Consider the following 14,095-nt stretch of genomic DNA (forward strand, 5'->3'; position numbering starts at 1 on the left):
CCTCGCAGCCCTGCCTGCCGTGTGTCCGACACACGTCCAGTGGCGGGTGAGCGCCGGTTCCCGCCGGGAAAACGAGTAGCCGTACTCAGGCGGGGAGGCGCCGACGGCGGTGAGATGGGGGACATGAGCCTTCCGCCGCCCCCTTACCCGCCCCCACCGTCGTACGGTCCCGCGTTCCCGCCGTCGCGCCCCTCGCCGGGCAGGCCGCCCAAGGTGGTCTTCGCCGTGGTGGCCGGACTGCTGCTCGCGGTCGCCGTCGCCGTCAACGGGCTGTTGTTCTTCGGCATGGCCTTCGCGGGCGACAGCTGCGGCACCTCGGCAGGCACCCAGCGGTTCTGCGACAGCTCCGGTGCGTGGATCCTGGTGGCGATGTTCGGGCCGTGGGCCGCGCTGGCCGCCGCGGTGGCCGCGGTCGTACACGGCGCGATGCTGGTCCGGCGCCCGTGGACCGCCCTGGCACTGGGCGTACTCGTCTACGCGACCGGGCCCGCGCTGGCCCTGTTCACCGTCTTCGGCTGAGCATTGCCGAGTGCGGCGCCGTGGCGGCTGGTCGCGCAGTTCCTCCCCCAGCCTTCGGCCGGGGGGACCCCCAGCGACCCTTACGGGGCGCTGCCCTCCAGGAAGGCGGCCCAGGAGGCCGGGGAGAGGGTGAGGTGGGGGCCGTCGGGGGCCGTTTTGGAGTCGCGGATGTGGATGGTGTGGGGGCAGGGGGATATTTCGAGGCACTGCCCGGTGGCGCTGCTGTAGGAGGACTTGCGCCAGGTGTAGGCGGTTTCGAGGCACTGGCCGCCGCTGCTGTCGCTGTAGCTCGACTTGAACCACCGCAGGGTGCTGCTCATGTCCGCTCTTCTCCCGCCAACTTTCGGATGAGGCTCAGTGAGTCGTCCGGGCTCAGAGCCTGGGTTCGGATCTTGGCATATCGGTGGGTGAGGCGAGCAACCTTCGCGGGTTCGCTGACCAGGAGACTTTCCTCTTCGATCTCCAGGTAGACCACGTCGTGGTGTTCCTTGGTCTTCACCAGGACCATGCTCCCCGCAGCTCCCGCGTGGCCTCCCCTCACCCCGCGCTCCAGCGGCAGTACTTGGACGCTCACATTGTCCCTCTCCGCGTCCGCCGCGAGCGACCGCAATTGGTCGCGTAGCACGTCCCAACTTCCGAACGGCCGCCGTAGTGCTGACTCTTCGAGGATGAGCTCGATCATGGCTGTCGGCTCGCTCCGGTCGAACAACGCCCGCCGTGCCACCCGCGCCTCGACCAGTTCCTCCACCTTCTCCTCCGGCAGCTTCGGGAAGCCGCCGCCGATCAGTGCCCGCGCGTACTCCGGTGTCTGGAACAGACCGTCGACCACGAACGTCTGGTACGACGACAGCGTCACCGCCTCCTGCTCCACCAGGGCGAAGTTCTTGAACTGGGCCGGATACTTGTCCAGCAGCACGAACCTGCGGGCCTTCTCGAAGATCCCCAGTCCGCCGCCGATCGCCTCCTCCAGCTTGGCGAGCATCGTGTCGCTGGCGGGCTGCGCTCCCGTCTCCATCGCGCTGATCGCGGACCCGGTGTAGCCGATGCGCTTCCCCAACTCCTCTTGTGTCAACTCCTGTTGCTCGCGGAAGGCCTTCGCGAGAGCGGCCAGGAGCTGTGCCGTGCTGCCCGCCTCCGCCTTGTTCTCGGCCCGCGCCATGCGGTCACCCCCGAACTCAACCGAACTCAAACGGTCACAACCACCGGACCCCGAATTCCCAGAGTTTGCAGCTCTTGACTCTGAGTTATGGCGACGGTAGCCGCAGGTGCCGACACTGATCCCATGAACACGCAAAGTGACCCTTTAAACCTTGGCTGGCTGCCCGCCACCGGCGTTCAACTCCGTAAAGCAGGCGTCCAGTTCGACGCCGTGCGGGTGGACGACGGGGAGTTGGGACGGCGGCTCGCCGACCGGCTCGCGGAGATGACAGGGGGTGACCCCGGGCCCGTCATCGAGGTCGCGAGTGGGCGGCGGTGTGTGTACTTCCTGGTGCCGGCCGGGAGTACGGACCACCTGCCCTGGCCTGCGGAGGTGACGAGACTGACCGCCGTTCCGGCCCGGGTGTCGTACATCCCGATTCCCGCGCTGTACGACATGACCTGGCCGTTGTCGTGGCGCTACCGGCCGACCTGTCCCGACCGTTTCGTACACACGCGACTGCTGCGCTCCGCACTTCACTCGCCGGAGTGAAAATCGTCAACACAGTGCCGGGAAAAAGGGATTGTGGCTTGCGCTCGTCGCTTTGCGGGGCCCTAAAGTCACGATCAACAGATTGCCCCCGCGGCGCGCCAACGCCCGGGGGCTCGACACCTGGAGTGGACCCTCCTGATGCGCGTTCATCGTATGGCGCCCGTGCGCGCCTTCGCAGCCCTTGCCCGCTCCCGTTTCGGGGACCGACGCCTGTCCTGGGGAGCGGTGGGCGTACTGGCGTACCTCCTGGGGCTGTCGGACGGGGCCTGGATCACGGAGCGAATCCTCGCCGAGCGGCGGCGGGAAGGGTGCGTGTCGATCGTCGCCTCCCTGCGTGAGCTGGAGGAACGGCGTTATCTGCGCCGGGTGGTGACGCGGGACCCGGTGACCCGGCAGTACTCGACGGTCTGCGAGGTGTTCGAGAGGCCGTACGAATCCGCGACACCGGCGGGTGAAATGCAAAAAGTTCGCCTTGCGGCGGCTTAGGAAGCAGGGAAAGGGACGTCGTTGACCGTCACACTCGTACGCCCTGAGGTGGTATACCGACGGTATACTGTGCTCATGGCTGACACCACGATCAAGGTCGACCCCGCTGTCCGTGACCGCCTCCAGGAGCTCGCCCGGGAACGCGGGATGAGCATGCGGGACTTCGTGGCGGAGCTGGCCGGGGCCACGCCCACAAAGGAAGAGCTGCGCAAGCGGTACGAGGAGACCAGGGCCTACGTCGAGGAGCACTTCCTCGGCAGGCCCTACACGGAAGAGGACGAGAAGGCTGGCGAAAAGCTCTGGGCCGACATCGAGTCCGGGCGTATCGGGGAGGTCCAGTGACCGAGGGGGAGCGGTACCCGCTGCCGCGTGCCGTCATCTTCGACGACACGGCGGCCCTGGCGCTCGGCGCCGGTAACAGCATGGCCTCCCGGCTGGTCGTCGAGGCGGAGAAGGACGCCGCGTTGCGGGTCTACATCCCCGCGGTGAGCCTGGCCGCGGCGGAGCGGGAGCGGGCCGGGGTCGCGGAGCACGTCGGTGCGCTGCCGTCCGTCAACATCGAAGGGCTCGACTTCGCGGCCGCCACTGCTGTGGGCAAGCGGCTGCGGGCCGCGAGCGGCGAGTCGGCGGAGGACGGGACGGACGGGACGGACGGGAAGGACGAGCCGGACTGGAGCGGTGCTCATGTGCTGCACCTGGCCTTGCCGACCGTCGATTGGCCGCGTGGCCGTCCCGTGCTGACCAGGACGCCGATGCGGTATCGGGGCACGGGCATCCGTACCATCCGGATCGTCGAGCAGGGCTGACCACCGGCCCGAAGGCACACCCCAAGGCTCCGGACCCAGGAAGGTCCGGAGCCTTTTTCACTCACACAGAGATGAATGCGCGGCTCATGGCCGGATCAGTGGTGCGTGCCGCCTACCACTCGCCGCGACCGCAGTCGGAGCCGATGTCCGTGAACTGCGCGCCCGGGCTGCCCTCGCCGTTGATGAGGTTGGCGGCGAGCCCGTTGGCGATGCCCACCTCGCCGAGGATGTCGATGTTCAGGTCGTGGGACCGGCAGCCACCGCCGTGACCGCCGTACGCGTGCTGCTGCGCCGGCAGGGCGGTGGCCGGGACGGTGCCCAGGAAGCCGACGCCACCGATGAGGGCGATCGTGGCGGCCGCCTTGTGGAGCTTGCGCATGTTCTCCTCCTTGAGCTGAATGGGAGCGCGCGGTCATATGAACTGATAAGCGCTCAATTCGGAGACTAGATCGACATCTGCGGGCGCGCTCTTCGGAGGAGCCATACGGGGGCCACCGGCATCCGGGTGACCTGCCGTCAGCGTGACCGGTCGTCAGTGTGAGTCGTCGTCAGCATGCCCGCCGTCAGCATGCCCGCCGTCAGTGTGCCCGCCGTCAGCTGAAGACGATCATCGACCCCTGGGCCAGGCTGCGGGTCGCCGCCGCGTGCAGGCCCAGCCACACGTGCCGTTCCCGCGCGAACGGGCTCGGGTCGTAGGGGGCGGGGACCGCCGGTTCCTCCAAGTCGGTGGGGGCGGCCGGGGGTTGCGGCGGGGCCGGGGGGTTCGCCGGGTCGATGCCGATCGACGGGGCGACGTACTCCAGCTCGCGCAGCAGCGCGTGGGAGGAGCCCAGCGGGCCGCCGCTGGCGAGGAGTTCGTCGCTGGAGAGCGGGTTCGGGAAGTCGACCGGGACGTAGGCGCCCGCGTGGTCGTAGTGCCAGACCAGGTGCGACTGCTGGGCCGTCGACTCGAACATCTCCAGGAGCTGCTCGTAGTCGCCGCCGAGGTCGTCGACGGGGGAGACGGGCAGACCGCAGACCTGGAGGAGGTAGGCGCGGCGGAGGAAATGCAGGGCGTCGTAGTCGAAGCCGGCCACGGGTGCGACCTCACCGGACAGGCCCGGCATGTACTGGTACACCGGCACCGGGGGCAGCCCGGCCTCGGCGAGCACCTTGTTGTATTGCGCGAGTTCCTCGGCGAACGGATTGTCGGGGGTGTGGCACAACACGTCGACGAGCGGTACCAGCCAGAGGTCACAGGCCAAAGAGGGCTCCTCATATCAGGGCGTTCACAGCAAGTGCTCAGCTAGGTGGTCAGGGAAGAGTAGTCCGTGCGGCGCCGGTCAGCTCCCCCCGTGCAGGTCCCATACCCAGACCCCGCCGGTCCACTTACCGGGTTTTCCGGTCAGGGCCTCCACCGCCTGTCGTAGTTTCTCGTCATTGGGTTGCGGAGCGACCACCAGCACCCCCGCCTTCCAGTAGGCGAAGTCCCTCCTGGCCTGCGCCCGCCAGTTCTTGCCGATCACCGGGACCTTCCCGCCGTAGCGGACGTCCCGCAGCATGCTGGAGGTGTAGCGCGGGACGGCGCCGTAGATGCCGACGCGGTCGGCGCCGTACGGGCCGTTGAAGTAGCCGCCGGGGAGCTTGAAGCCGAGGTGGGCGCTGGTCTGCCAGTGCAGGGCCTCCGCGTAGCCGGGATCCGGGAGCGGGAGGGGGACGAGGGACTCGCCCTCGCCCACGTACGACTTCCACATGCCGCTGCTGATGAACTCCGGGACCGCCTCCCGCTGGTCGGACTTGAGCGGGGCGGGGACGATCGGGAGCAGGGCCACGGCGACGGCGAGCAGGCCGAAGTACTGGGCGCCGACCCGGTGGGTGGCGAGGATCTTCTCCAGGGCGAGCGCGAGCAGGATGCCCAGCGCGGGGGCGCAGATCATCGCCACCCGGCCCTCGATCACGGACTCGAAGAGCGGGAATTTGCGGACCAGCGCCCAGGGGCCCGGGTACACCGTCTCCGTCAGCGGGATGCGGATCTTCGGGCCCATGGACAGCACGGCCGCGGCGACGGAGGTGAACGCCAGCGCCTTGACCAGCGGCCGCTCCCACAGCCGTACGACGATCCCGAAGGCGACCAGGACCAGCGGCCAGCCGTAGAAGGCGTTCTGCTCGGTGGGGTTGAGGGACAGCTCGTTGGCGCGAGCCGCGTCGCCGTAGAGCAGCGAGCGTTCGGCGAAGGCGAGCAGGGAGAGGGGGCTGTTTCCGGCGTTGTCGCCGTGCAGGACGCTGTGGTAGCTCTGCGGGCCCGTGAACTGCCAGTACAGCGGGAACGCGACCAGGGGGAGGCAGACCGCCCCGGCGATCAGCAGCCCCTTGCCCAGCGGGCGCCAGGCCTCCCTCGCCACCCGCGGACGTGCGACGGCGTAGGCGAGGGCGAACAGCGTCAGGCCCAGGGCCGCCAGCAGGAACGGCTCCTCGCCCAGGAAGACCTGGTACGCCGCCATCAGGCCGAGCACGATCCCGTCCCGCCGCACCCGGGCGCCGCAGGCGAGGCGCAGGGCACGGTCGATGATCAGCGGGATCATGAACAGGATCACGAAGTTGGGGTGCGCGTTGGCGTGGCTGACCATCGGCGGCGCGAAGGCCGCGAGGGCCGCGCCGACGAAGGCGGCTCCCCGGTGCCGAACCGCCCGCTTCACGATCAGCCAGTACCAGGCGACCGCGGTCGCGGCGAGCCCCAGCGCCATGCAGACGGAGAGCGAGACGGCCGGTCCGGCTATGAGGGTCAGCGGGGCGAACGGGACCGACAGGCCCAGCATGACCGTGTTGGCCATGAGGTTGACGCCGTCGGGGAAGTTCTGGAAGTCGGAGAAGAGCGGGTTGCGCAGGTGCGCGAGGTTGTCCGCGGTCACCGCGAAGAACCACTCCCACTGGTTCTGGTCCTGGATGGAGTCGGTGAGGTAGCGGTGGTCCGGGTCGAAGAAGCGGCCGGAGTAGAGGGCGACGGAGAGGGCGAGGAAGAGGACCGGGACCAGGAGGTCGGCCGGGCGCAGCCGGCGCAGCCGCAGCCGGGCCAGGTCGGTGAGGACCCTCGGATAGTCCAGCGGGCCCACCTTCGAGCCGGGCTGGTGGCTCCAGCGGACCGGGACCTCGGTGACCGGGTGGCCGGTGCGGTGCAGGTGTTGGAGCACCTCCACGTCGATGCCCCAGCCGTCGAGCCGGGAACCGGCGAAGGCCTCGCGGGCGAGATCGCCTTCGAAGAGCTTGAACCCGCACTGGGTGTCCCTGAGACCCGGCACGGCGGTGGCGCGTATCAGCAGGTTCCCGGCGCGGCCCAGCAGCTCGCGCAGCCGGTGCTGGTGGGCGGCTATCTCCGCGCCCGGCACCGCCCGCGAACCGATCGCCGCCGCGCCGCCCTCGCTGAGCGCCTTGTCCAGCCGCTCCAGCTCCTCGATCGGCGTCGCGAGGTCGGCGTCGGTGACCAGCACGCGGCTGCCGGCGGTCGCGGCCACGCCGAGGCGCAGGGCGCTGCCCTTGCCCCGGTTGCGGCCGGCGGCGACCAGCCGGACGCGCGGATGCCTCAGGGCCGCGACCTCGCGGGTCCCGTCCGTCGAGCCGTCGTCGGAGACGATCACTTCCCAGGAACCGAAGCGGCTCTCGTTGTCGGCGAGGTAGCGGGTGACGGCGTCGAGGGTCGGGCCGAGCCGCTCCTCCTCGTTGTACGCAGGGATGACGACGGAGAGGTCGACGGTCTCCCTGTCCTCGTCCGCACAGCTCTCCGTGGGCGCGGTCATCCGTTCTTCTCCGCCAGTCGCTCGATCAGGGCGAGGGAGTGCGTGTTGTACGCGGCGACGATGCCCCGCGCCGCCTCGGTGTCGCGGCGGGACAGCGCGTCGACCAGCTCGGTGTGCCGGGACCACAGATACCCGCGTAGATCGGGCAGCCGACGCAGATGCCGCACGGCGCACACCCAGGACTGCACGCGCAGGCGGTGCAGGAAGTCGGCGAGGTAGGGGTTGCCGAAGAGGGCGGACAGCTCCCGCCAGAAGCGGAGGTCGTAGCCGATGAGGACGGTCAGGTCACCGGCGGCCGCGGCGCGCTGCGCCTCCTCGCCGCGCCGCCGGACCGCGGCCAGGACGGCGGCGACCCGGGGCTCCTCGGGATCCTTGAAGGCGTGGTGCAGGCCGTCGGCGAGGACCTGGAACATGCCGTCGGTGACCAGGCTGCGGGCCTCGATCATGCCCCGGTAGTCGGCGAGCGTGTACTCCGGCACCCGGAAGCCGCGGTGCTGGTCGGCGTCGAGGATGCCCTGCGCGGAAAGGTCGACCAGCGCCTCGCGGACCGGCGTGGCGGAGACCCCGTACTGCTCGGCGATCTCCTTGACCGTGAACTCCCGGCCCGGCTGGAGCCGCCCGGCGAGTACCTCGTCACGGAGCGCGTCCGCGATCTGCTGGCGCAGGGTGCTGCGGGTCACAGCGCCGTTGCCGGGCATCGTGGGGTGCCTCTCCTCACGCGTTCGAGTGACGTGCTCGCTTACACGTACATGTACGAGCACGCCACCTTACGCGTTCGGGTTCCGCGAGTACTCCTTCCGTGTCCGCGAAGCTACCCGTGGGTCTTTTCTACGCTTCCTGTGGGCACCTTGTGAGGGGCGCCCGCTGGGGCGCGCCCCTGAAGGGGCGCGGGGAACTGCGCGACAAGCCCCCACCGGGCCCGCACCCGAAACCCGGCCTCACGCCACCGTGAACTCGTCGGCCACGCTCAGCGCAGCGTCCAGCGCCGCGAACCCTTCCTTGAGCTCGGCCTCACTCACGTTGCACGGTGGCACCACATGCGTCCGGTTCATGTTCACGAACGGCCACAGCCCCTGCTTCTTCGCCGCCGCCCCGAACGCGGCCATCGCCGCGTTCGCCTCCCCGGCCGCGTTGTACGGCACCAGCGGCTCCCGGGTCTCCCGGTTCCGCACCAGGTCGAGCGCCCAGAACATGCCGACCCCGCGGACCTCGCCGACGCTCGGGTGCCGCTCGGCGAGCGCGGCCAGCGCGGGTCCGACGACCTCGGCCCCCAGCCGCTTCGCGTTCTCGACGACCCCTTCCTCCGCCATCACGTTGATGGTGGCGACGGCGGCGGCGCAGGCCAGCGGATGCCCGGAGTAGGTCAGTCCGCCCGGGTAGGGCCGCTTGGCGAAGGTCTCGGCGATCTTCTGGCCGATGGCCACCCCGCCGAGCGGCACATACCCGCTGTTCACGCCCTTGGCGAAGGTCATCAGATCGGGTACGACCCCGAACAGGTCGGCGGCGAACCACTCACCGGTCCGCCCGAACCCGGCCATCACCTCGTCCAGGACGAAGACGATCCCGTACTTGTCGCAGAGCTCCCGGACACCGGCGAGGTACCCGGCCGGCGGCACCATGATCCCGGCGGTCCCGGGGATGGTCTCCAGCACGACGGCCGCGACGGTCGCCGGCCCCTCGAAGGCGATGGTCGTCTCCAGGTGCTCCAGCGCCCGCGCGGTCTCCTGCTCCTCGGTCTGCGCGTAGAAGCGGGAGCGGTAGAGGAAGGGCGCCCAGAAGTGCACGACCCCGGCGGCGGCACCGTCGGAGGCCCAGCGGCGCGGGTCGCCGGTGAGGTTGATCGCCTGCTGGGTGCCGCCGTGGTACGAGCGGTAGGCGGACAGCACCTTCGGACGGCCCGTGTGCAGCCGGGCCATGCGCACCGCGTGCTCGACGGCGTCCGCGCCGCCGTTGGTGAAGAAGATCTTGTCGAGGTCGCCCGGCGTGCGCTCGGCGATCAGCCGGGCCGCCTCCGACCGCGCCTCGACGGCGAAGGCGGGCGCGAAGGTCGTCATCTTCGCGGCCTGCTCCTGGATGGCGGCGACGATCTTCGGGTGCTGGTACCCGACGTTGGTGAAGACGAGCCCGCTGGTGAAGTCCAGGTAGCGCCGGCCGTCGTAGTCCCAGAAGTACGACCCCTCGGCGCCGGCCACGGCAAGCGGGTCGATGAGGTCCTGCGCGGACCAGGAGTGGAAGACATGCGCACGATCGGCCGCCTTCACGGCGGCGCCGGCCTGGGGATTGGGCTGAGGGGTCATGCGGGGGAGCGTAGGAGCGGCCGGTACGGGAGCGGTATCGGCGACCTGTTCCGTGGTCGGGGGGATTCCGCGACAGACTGTCCACAGCCTGGGGACATGGCCCGCGGCCGGTCCCTGTTACGTAACCGTAGACATGGCACCGCGCGATCCCCGGAAGGGCCGCATTATTCTCGGCTCGATCACAAGTGTGAGCGAGGGGCGGATCTGCCATGGAGAAGCTGGGGCCGGGGGATCCGCAGCACATCGGGAGCTACCGGCTGCTGGCACGGCTGGGTGCGGGCGGGATGGGGCACGTGTACCTCGCCCGGTCGGAGCGCGGCCGTACGGTCGCCGTGAAGCTGGTGCGGTCCGAGCTCGCCGAGCACGAGGAGTTCCGGGCGCGCTTCCGGCAGGAGGTCCGCAACGCGCAGCGGGTCGGCGGGTTCTGGACCGCGCCCGTGCTCGACGCCGACACCGAGGCCGCCGTGCCCTGGGTGGCCACCGGCTATGTCGCCGGGCCGAGCCTGCAGCGGGTCGTCGAGCACGACCACGGGCCGCTGCCCGAGCGGTCGGTGCGCATCCTCGCCGCCGGGCTCGCGCACGCGCTGGGCAACATCCACGCGGCCGGGATCGTGCACCGGGACCTCAAGCCGTCCAACGTGATGCTCACCATAGAGGGGCCGCGGGTCATCGACTTCGGCATCGCGCGGGCGCTGGAGACGCTGCCCGGCGAGCGGCTCACGCAGACCGGCTCGCTTCTCGGCTCGCCCGGGTTCATGGCCCCCGAGCAGGTGCGCGGCGACCGGATCACCCCGGCCTGCGACATCTTCTGCCTCGGCTCGGTGCTCGCCTACGCGGCCACCGGCCGGCTTCCCTTCGGGGCCACGGAGGGCGGCGCGCACGCCCTGATGTTCCGGATCGCCCAGGAGGACCCCGACCTCTCCGGCCTCCCCGAGGACATCGCCGACGTGGTCCGCGACTGCCTGCGCAAGGACCCGGCGGCCCGTCCGTCCCTCGACGCGATCCTGGCCCGGACGGGAGCGGGCGACACCGTCTGGGAGGGCCGCTCGAGGGACCCCTGGCTGCCGGGTTCACTGGTGGCCCAACTCGGCCGCCACGCCGTCGAGTTGCTGGAGGTGGAGGACCCGACGGTCCATGGGGCGCTGCACGGGGTGACACGTCGCGAGACACGAGGGTCGGCAGACCCGGGGGCGCGGGGAACTGCGCGACCGGCCACGAACCACCCGCGGCCGACACTCGACCCGCCGTCCCCGGAACACGCCCCCGCCCACCCGGCCTACGGCTACCCGAACCAACCCCACCAGCACCCCCAGTCGGTGCCGTACAACCCGTACATCGAGGCCGCCCCCGAGCCCGCCCCCGACTCCACCCAGATCTACCCGCCCGTCCCCCCGCCCCCGCTGTACGACCCCCTCCCCGCCGACGAGCCCCGCCGCACCCCCCGCTCCACCGCGCTTCTCGTCACCGTCGCCCTGATCGTGCTGCTGGCCGCGGGCGGCTCCGTCTACGCGCTCATGAACAGCGGCGGCGGCGACGGCACGGACGCCAAGGCGGGCGGCGGGACCGCCTCCGCCCCCGCGGCCACCGCCCCGACCACGGCCGCGGAGCCGACGCCCACCCGGTCGCCCTCCTCCTCGGCCGCCCCCGAGGGCACCGTCCCGAGCGGCTTCCTGGGTTCCTGGGCCACCTCGATCGACAACGACACCGGCCACAACACCCGCGAACTGTCCATCCGCCAGGGTGCCGTGGGCGACACGGTCCTCACCCTGGTCGCGGACGGCCCCGGCTACCACTGTGAGTTCGCGGCGAAGCTCGCCGGGAAGCCGGGTTCGGACGGCCCGCTGGAGATCGGCCCCTCCACGGTCACGGCGGGCAAGCCCCGGTCGTCGTGCACCGCCGGAGAGGCCACCGAGGTGACCCTGCTGCCGGGCGGCAAGCTGAAGCGCGAGACGAAGGACGGCAGCGAGAGCCTGACCTACAGCAAGGAGTGAACTGCCGCCCGCACTTCGCCGGGTCAGCCGAGGTGCACCCACGTCCTCTGCGCGGCCGAGCGGCTCATCGCGTCGAGGGCGGTGGCGCTGTGCACGGCGTCCTCCAGGGTCGGGCCGTAGGAGGTGCCCTCGGTGACGGACCGCAGGAAGTTGCTGGCCTCGATCACCTTGAGGTCGTCATAGCCCATGGCGTTGGCGGCGCCGGGCTGGAAGGCGCCGTACTCGCCGTGGCCGGGGCCGACGAAGACCGTGGAGACGGGCTGGTCCTGGTAGGAGGTGCCGTGGCCGACGCCCAGTTCGCCCATCCGCCGGTAGTCCCAGAAGACGGCGCCCTTGGTGCCGTGCACCTCGAAACCGTAGTTGTTCTGCTCGCCGACCGAGACCCGGCTGGCCTCCAGGACACCGCGGGCTCCCGAGGCGAAGCGGAGCAGGCAGCTGACGTAGTCCTCGTTCTCGACGGGGCCCATCTCGCCGCCGGTGGCGAGGGTGTGGCCGGCGGTGGCGCCGGTGGGCCGGGCGCGTTCCGGGATGAACACGGCGGTGTCGGCGGCCAGCGACTCGATGTCGCCGAGTAGGAAGCGGGCCAGGTCGACGCCGTGCGAGGCGAGGTCGCCGAGGACGCCCCCGCCGCCGCGCGCCCGCTCGTACCGCCAGGTCAGGGCGCCATCGGGATGCGCGGCGTAGTCGCTGAACAGCCGCACCCGGACGTGCGTGACGGTCCCCAGCTCACCGGAGGCGATCAGCTCGCGGGCGTACGCGACGGCAGGGGCGTTGCGGTAGTTGAAGCCGACCGTTCCCCGCACCCCGGTCTTCGCCACCGCCTCCGCCACCGCGCGGGCGTCCTCGGTGGTCAGTCCGACCGGCTTCTCGATCCATATGTGCTTGCCGGCCTCCGCCATGGCGACGCCGATCTCACGGTGCAGGAAGTTCGGCGCGGTGATGCTCACGGCCGCCACCCGCGGGTCGGCGGCGACCTCACGCCAGTCCCGGGTCGTCGACGCGAACCCGAACTGCGCCGCGGCCTCCTCGGCCCGCCCCGGCACCTCCTCGGCCACGACCACCAGCTCGGGCCGCACGCCCAGCTGCGGGAAGTGGTGTCCCACCCGCTGATAGGCCTGCGAGTGCACCCGCCCCATCCAGCCGAATCCGACGACGGCGACGCCGAGCGTACGCACCATGGGGCTGCCCCTCCTTGGACCGTCCATAGCCTGCGTGCTCACGATGCGGCGCCGCTTCCCGAGATGTCAAGACATTCGGGCGTCCGGACAATTCCGTCTGCCCCGCCGCGGGGGCTGGCCGCGCAGTTCCCCGCGCCCCTGACGGGGCGCTGCAGCGAGCGTCGCCACAGAAGCCCCCCAACGGGCCACCCCCTAGGGTCGCGAGGAACTGCGCGACCAACCACGACGGTGCGGCGCTGAACGACGGCGCGAACCCCCACCCCCCTAGGGGCGCGGGGAACTGCGCGAGCAACCACGACGGTGCGGTACTGAGCCATGGTCCGAGGCACCCACCCGCCCAGGGGCGCGGGGAACTGCGCGAGCAACCACGACGGTGCGGTACTGAGCCATGGTCCGAGGCACCCACCCGCCCGGGGGCGCGGGGAACTGCGCGAACGCCCCCCGCGCCGCCGCACCGAACCGGCCGCGCGCACCGGCTCACCGCGGCTCCGGTGGTCGCTGCCGAGGCATGTTCGGCCGTGCCCCGTTAGCGCCCGGCGGCAGCGGGAAGCGGCCGTTCAGATGCCCCGCGTCCGCCCGCGGCCCCGCCGTCACCGTCGCCTGCATGCCCAGCGGCGCCGGCCCCGTCCGGAACTCCACCATCCAGTCGGCCGTCTCCGTACGGACCAGCTCGGTCACGTCCTCGGAGAACCTCCGCAGCACCGCCAGGCACCGCTCGGCCGCCTCGCTCGCCGTACCCTCCGCCGGCCCCAGCACCTCCCGCACGCTCTCCGACGCCCAGTCGAACTGCAGCACCTGCAGCCGCCGCTGCACGGCCTGCGCCGTCGCCATGTCCCTTATCCACCCGGAGGTCACCCCGAAGAACCGGTCGATGCCGACGCAGGACACCGCCAGCAGCAGCGCGAGATACCCCCACGGCGCGACGCCGCCCACCACCCCGGTGAGGTCGAGGAGCGGCAGCGCCGCCCCGAGCGTCGCCCCCACCGCCGCCCCGCACCGCAGTGCCCGTGCCCCGCGCCGCTTCCAGACCCGGTCCGCCAGATACCAGCGGGACGTCTCCAGCGCCCCGCGCTCCACCCACCGGTACAGCTCGTCGAGCCGCTCGGCCGGCTCACCCCAGTCCCCGAGCGGAAGCGCCCGCCCGGCCAGATCGCCCGGCCGCAGTCCGGCCGCACCCTCGCCGCCCCGCCCGTCCTGAGGCAGTCCCTCGGGCTGCATCTCCGGCTGACCCACCCGGCACTCCCTAACTGATCCCGAACCGATCCCGACCGGTCGCGTTCCGTGACACCAGAACTGCCACCGGTCCCCACATTCGACCTGGCGCCGGACCTGACAATGGATGCTGACGACGGGAACCC

15 protein-coding genes are annotated in these 14,095 nt (G+C 71.2%); 6 read left to right on the forward strand and 9 right to left on the reverse strand.

The window, feature by feature from the left end:
- Nucleotides 1-123: 123 nt before the first annotated feature.
- Nucleotides 124-519, forward strand: coding sequence for a hypothetical protein (locus ACFY0K_RS33075; RefSeq protein WP_390642905.1), 396 nt, complete (start codon nt 124-126; stop codon nt 517-519).
- Between the two features lie 80 nt (nt 520-599).
- On the opposite strand, the gene ACFY0K_RS33080 is transcribed toward ACFY0K_RS33075, so the two are convergent.
- Together ACFY0K_RS33080 and ACFY0K_RS33085 are read right to left on the reverse strand one after the other, a co-directional pair.
- Nucleotides 600-839: a DUF397 domain-containing protein gene (locus ACFY0K_RS33080; RefSeq protein ID WP_390642906.1), complete on the reverse strand. Its 240-nt coding sequence runs from the start codon at nt 837-839 to the stop codon at nt 600-602.
- Entirely contained in the window at nt 836-1,678 is an 843-nt protein-coding gene (locus tag ACFY0K_RS33085; protein ID WP_351956495.1) for a helix-turn-helix transcriptional regulator, read from the reverse strand. The genes ACFY0K_RS33080 and ACFY0K_RS33085 overlap by 4 nt, the downstream gene beginning before the upstream one ends.
- Nucleotides 1,679-1,801: 123 nt before the next feature.
- Between ACFY0K_RS33085 and ACFY0K_RS33090 the strand changes: the two genes are divergently transcribed.
- From ACFY0K_RS33090 to ACFY0K_RS33105, 4 genes are all read left to right on the forward strand, one after another.
- A complete protein-coding gene (locus ACFY0K_RS33090; protein ID WP_390642907.1) occupies nt 1,802-2,209 on the forward strand; it encodes a hypothetical protein in 408 nt (135 codons plus the stop codon).
- 162 nt (nt 2,210-2,371) lie between these two features.
- Nucleotides 2,372-2,695, forward strand: coding sequence for a hypothetical protein (locus tag ACFY0K_RS33095; protein WP_390642908.1), 324 nt, complete (start codon nt 2,372-2,374; stop codon nt 2,693-2,695).
- 75 nt (nt 2,696-2,770) lie between these two features.
- Complete coding sequence (locus ACFY0K_RS33100) at nt 2,771-3,037, forward strand: hypothetical protein (RefSeq protein ID WP_351956492.1); 267 nt, start codon at nt 2,771-2,773, stop codon at nt 3,035-3,037.
- Nucleotides 3,034-3,501 carry a hypothetical protein gene (locus ACFY0K_RS33105; RefSeq protein ID WP_390642909.1) on the forward strand — a complete coding sequence of 156 codons (468 nt, stop codon included), beginning with the start codon at nt 3,034-3,036 and terminating at the stop codon, nt 3,499-3,501. The genes ACFY0K_RS33100 and ACFY0K_RS33105 overlap by 4 nt, the downstream gene beginning before the upstream one ends.
- Before the next feature lie 112 nt (nt 3,502-3,613).
- Here the strand turns inward: ACFY0K_RS33105 and ACFY0K_RS33110 are convergent, their stop codons facing one another.
- The 5 genes from ACFY0K_RS33110 to ACFY0K_RS33130 form a co-directional block, all read right to left on the reverse strand.
- A complete protein-coding gene (locus ACFY0K_RS33110) occupies nt 3,614-3,880 on the reverse strand; it encodes a hypothetical protein (protein ID WP_390642910.1) in 267 nt (88 codons plus the stop codon).
- Between the two features lie 214 nt (nt 3,881-4,094).
- Complete coding sequence (locus ACFY0K_RS33115) at nt 4,095-4,745, reverse strand: hypothetical protein (protein ID WP_351956489.1); 651 nt, start codon at nt 4,743-4,745, stop codon at nt 4,095-4,097.
- A gap of 78 nt (nt 4,746-4,823) precedes the next feature.
- Nucleotides 4,824-7,271, reverse strand: coding sequence for a dolichyl-phosphate beta-glucosyltransferase (locus tag ACFY0K_RS33120; protein WP_390642911.1), 2,448 nt, complete (start codon nt 7,269-7,271; stop codon nt 4,824-4,826).
- Nucleotides 7,268-7,969, reverse strand: coding sequence for a GntR family transcriptional regulator (locus ACFY0K_RS33125; RefSeq protein WP_390642912.1), 702 nt, complete (start codon nt 7,967-7,969; stop codon nt 7,268-7,270). Before ACFY0K_RS33125 ends, ACFY0K_RS33120 begins: the two co-directional genes overlap by 4 nt.
- Nucleotides 7,970-8,209: 240 nt before the next feature.
- Nucleotides 8,210-9,568: an aspartate aminotransferase family protein gene (locus tag ACFY0K_RS33130; protein ID WP_390642913.1), complete on the reverse strand. Its 1,359-nt coding sequence runs from the start codon at nt 9,566-9,568 to the stop codon at nt 8,210-8,212.
- Between the two features lie 209 nt (nt 9,569-9,777).
- On the opposite strand from ACFY0K_RS33130, the gene ACFY0K_RS33135 reads away from it, so the two are divergent.
- A complete protein-coding gene (locus ACFY0K_RS33135) occupies nt 9,778-11,559 on the forward strand; it encodes a protein kinase (protein ID WP_390642914.1) in 1,782 nt (593 codons plus the stop codon).
- A 23-nt stretch (nt 11,560-11,582) separates the two neighbouring features.
- On the opposite strand, the gene ACFY0K_RS33140 is transcribed toward ACFY0K_RS33135, so the two are convergent.
- Both ACFY0K_RS33140 and ACFY0K_RS33145 read right to left on the reverse strand, forming a co-directional pair.
- Nucleotides 11,583-12,737, reverse strand: coding sequence for a Gfo/Idh/MocA family protein (locus tag ACFY0K_RS33140; protein ID WP_390642915.1), 1,155 nt, complete (start codon nt 12,735-12,737; stop codon nt 11,583-11,585).
- 477 nt (nt 12,738-13,214) lie between these two features.
- Nucleotides 13,215-13,970 (reverse strand): SLATT domain-containing protein, encoded by a 756-nt coding sequence (locus ACFY0K_RS33145; protein WP_390642916.1) that lies wholly within the window; start codon nt 13,968-13,970, stop codon nt 13,215-13,217.
- Nucleotides 13,971-14,095 lie beyond the last annotated feature (125 nt).

This window comes from Streptomyces sp. NPDC001507 (assembly GCF_042894765.1).
In the GTDB taxonomy this organism is placed as follows: domain Bacteria; phylum Actinomycetota; class Actinomycetes; order Streptomycetales; family Streptomycetaceae; genus Streptomyces.

Coding starts and splice junctions, on each gene's coding strand:
- ACFY0K_RS33135 (WP_390642914.1), top strand. CDS start 9,778: ATGGAGAAGCTGGGGCCGGGGGATCCGCAGCACATCGGGAGCTACCGG.
- ACFY0K_RS33085 (WP_351956495.1), bottom strand. CDS start 1,678: ATGGCGCGGGCCGAGAACAAGGCGGAGGCGGGCAGCACGGCACAGCTC.
- ACFY0K_RS33130 (WP_390642913.1), bottom strand. CDS start 9,568: ATGACCCCTCAGCCCAATCCCCAGGCCGGCGCCGCCGTGAAGGCGGCC.
- ACFY0K_RS33090 (WP_390642907.1), top strand. CDS start 1,802: ATGAACACGCAAAGTGACCCTTTAAACCTTGGCTGGCTGCCCGCCACC.
- ACFY0K_RS33140 (WP_390642915.1), bottom strand. CDS start 12,737: ATGGTGCGTACGCTCGGCGTCGCCGTCGTCGGATTCGGCTGGATGGGG.
- ACFY0K_RS33075 (WP_390642905.1), top strand. CDS start 124: ATGAGCCTTCCGCCGCCCCCTTACCCGCCCCCACCGTCGTACGGTCCC.
- ACFY0K_RS33120 (WP_390642911.1), bottom strand. CDS start 7,271: ATGACCGCGCCCACGGAGAGCTGTGCGGACGAGGACAGGGAGACCGTC.
- ACFY0K_RS33080 (WP_390642906.1), bottom strand. CDS start 839: ATGAGCAGCACCCTGCGGTGGTTCAAGTCGAGCTACAGCGACAGCAGC.
- ACFY0K_RS33100 (WP_351956492.1), top strand. CDS start 2,771: ATGGCTGACACCACGATCAAGGTCGACCCCGCTGTCCGTGACCGCCTC.
- ACFY0K_RS33110 (WP_390642910.1), bottom strand. CDS start 3,880: ATGCGCAAGCTCCACAAGGCGGCCGCCACGATCGCCCTCATCGGTGGC.
- ACFY0K_RS33125 (WP_390642912.1), bottom strand. CDS start 7,969: ATGCCCGGCAACGGCGCTGTGACCCGCAGCACCCTGCGCCAGCAGATC.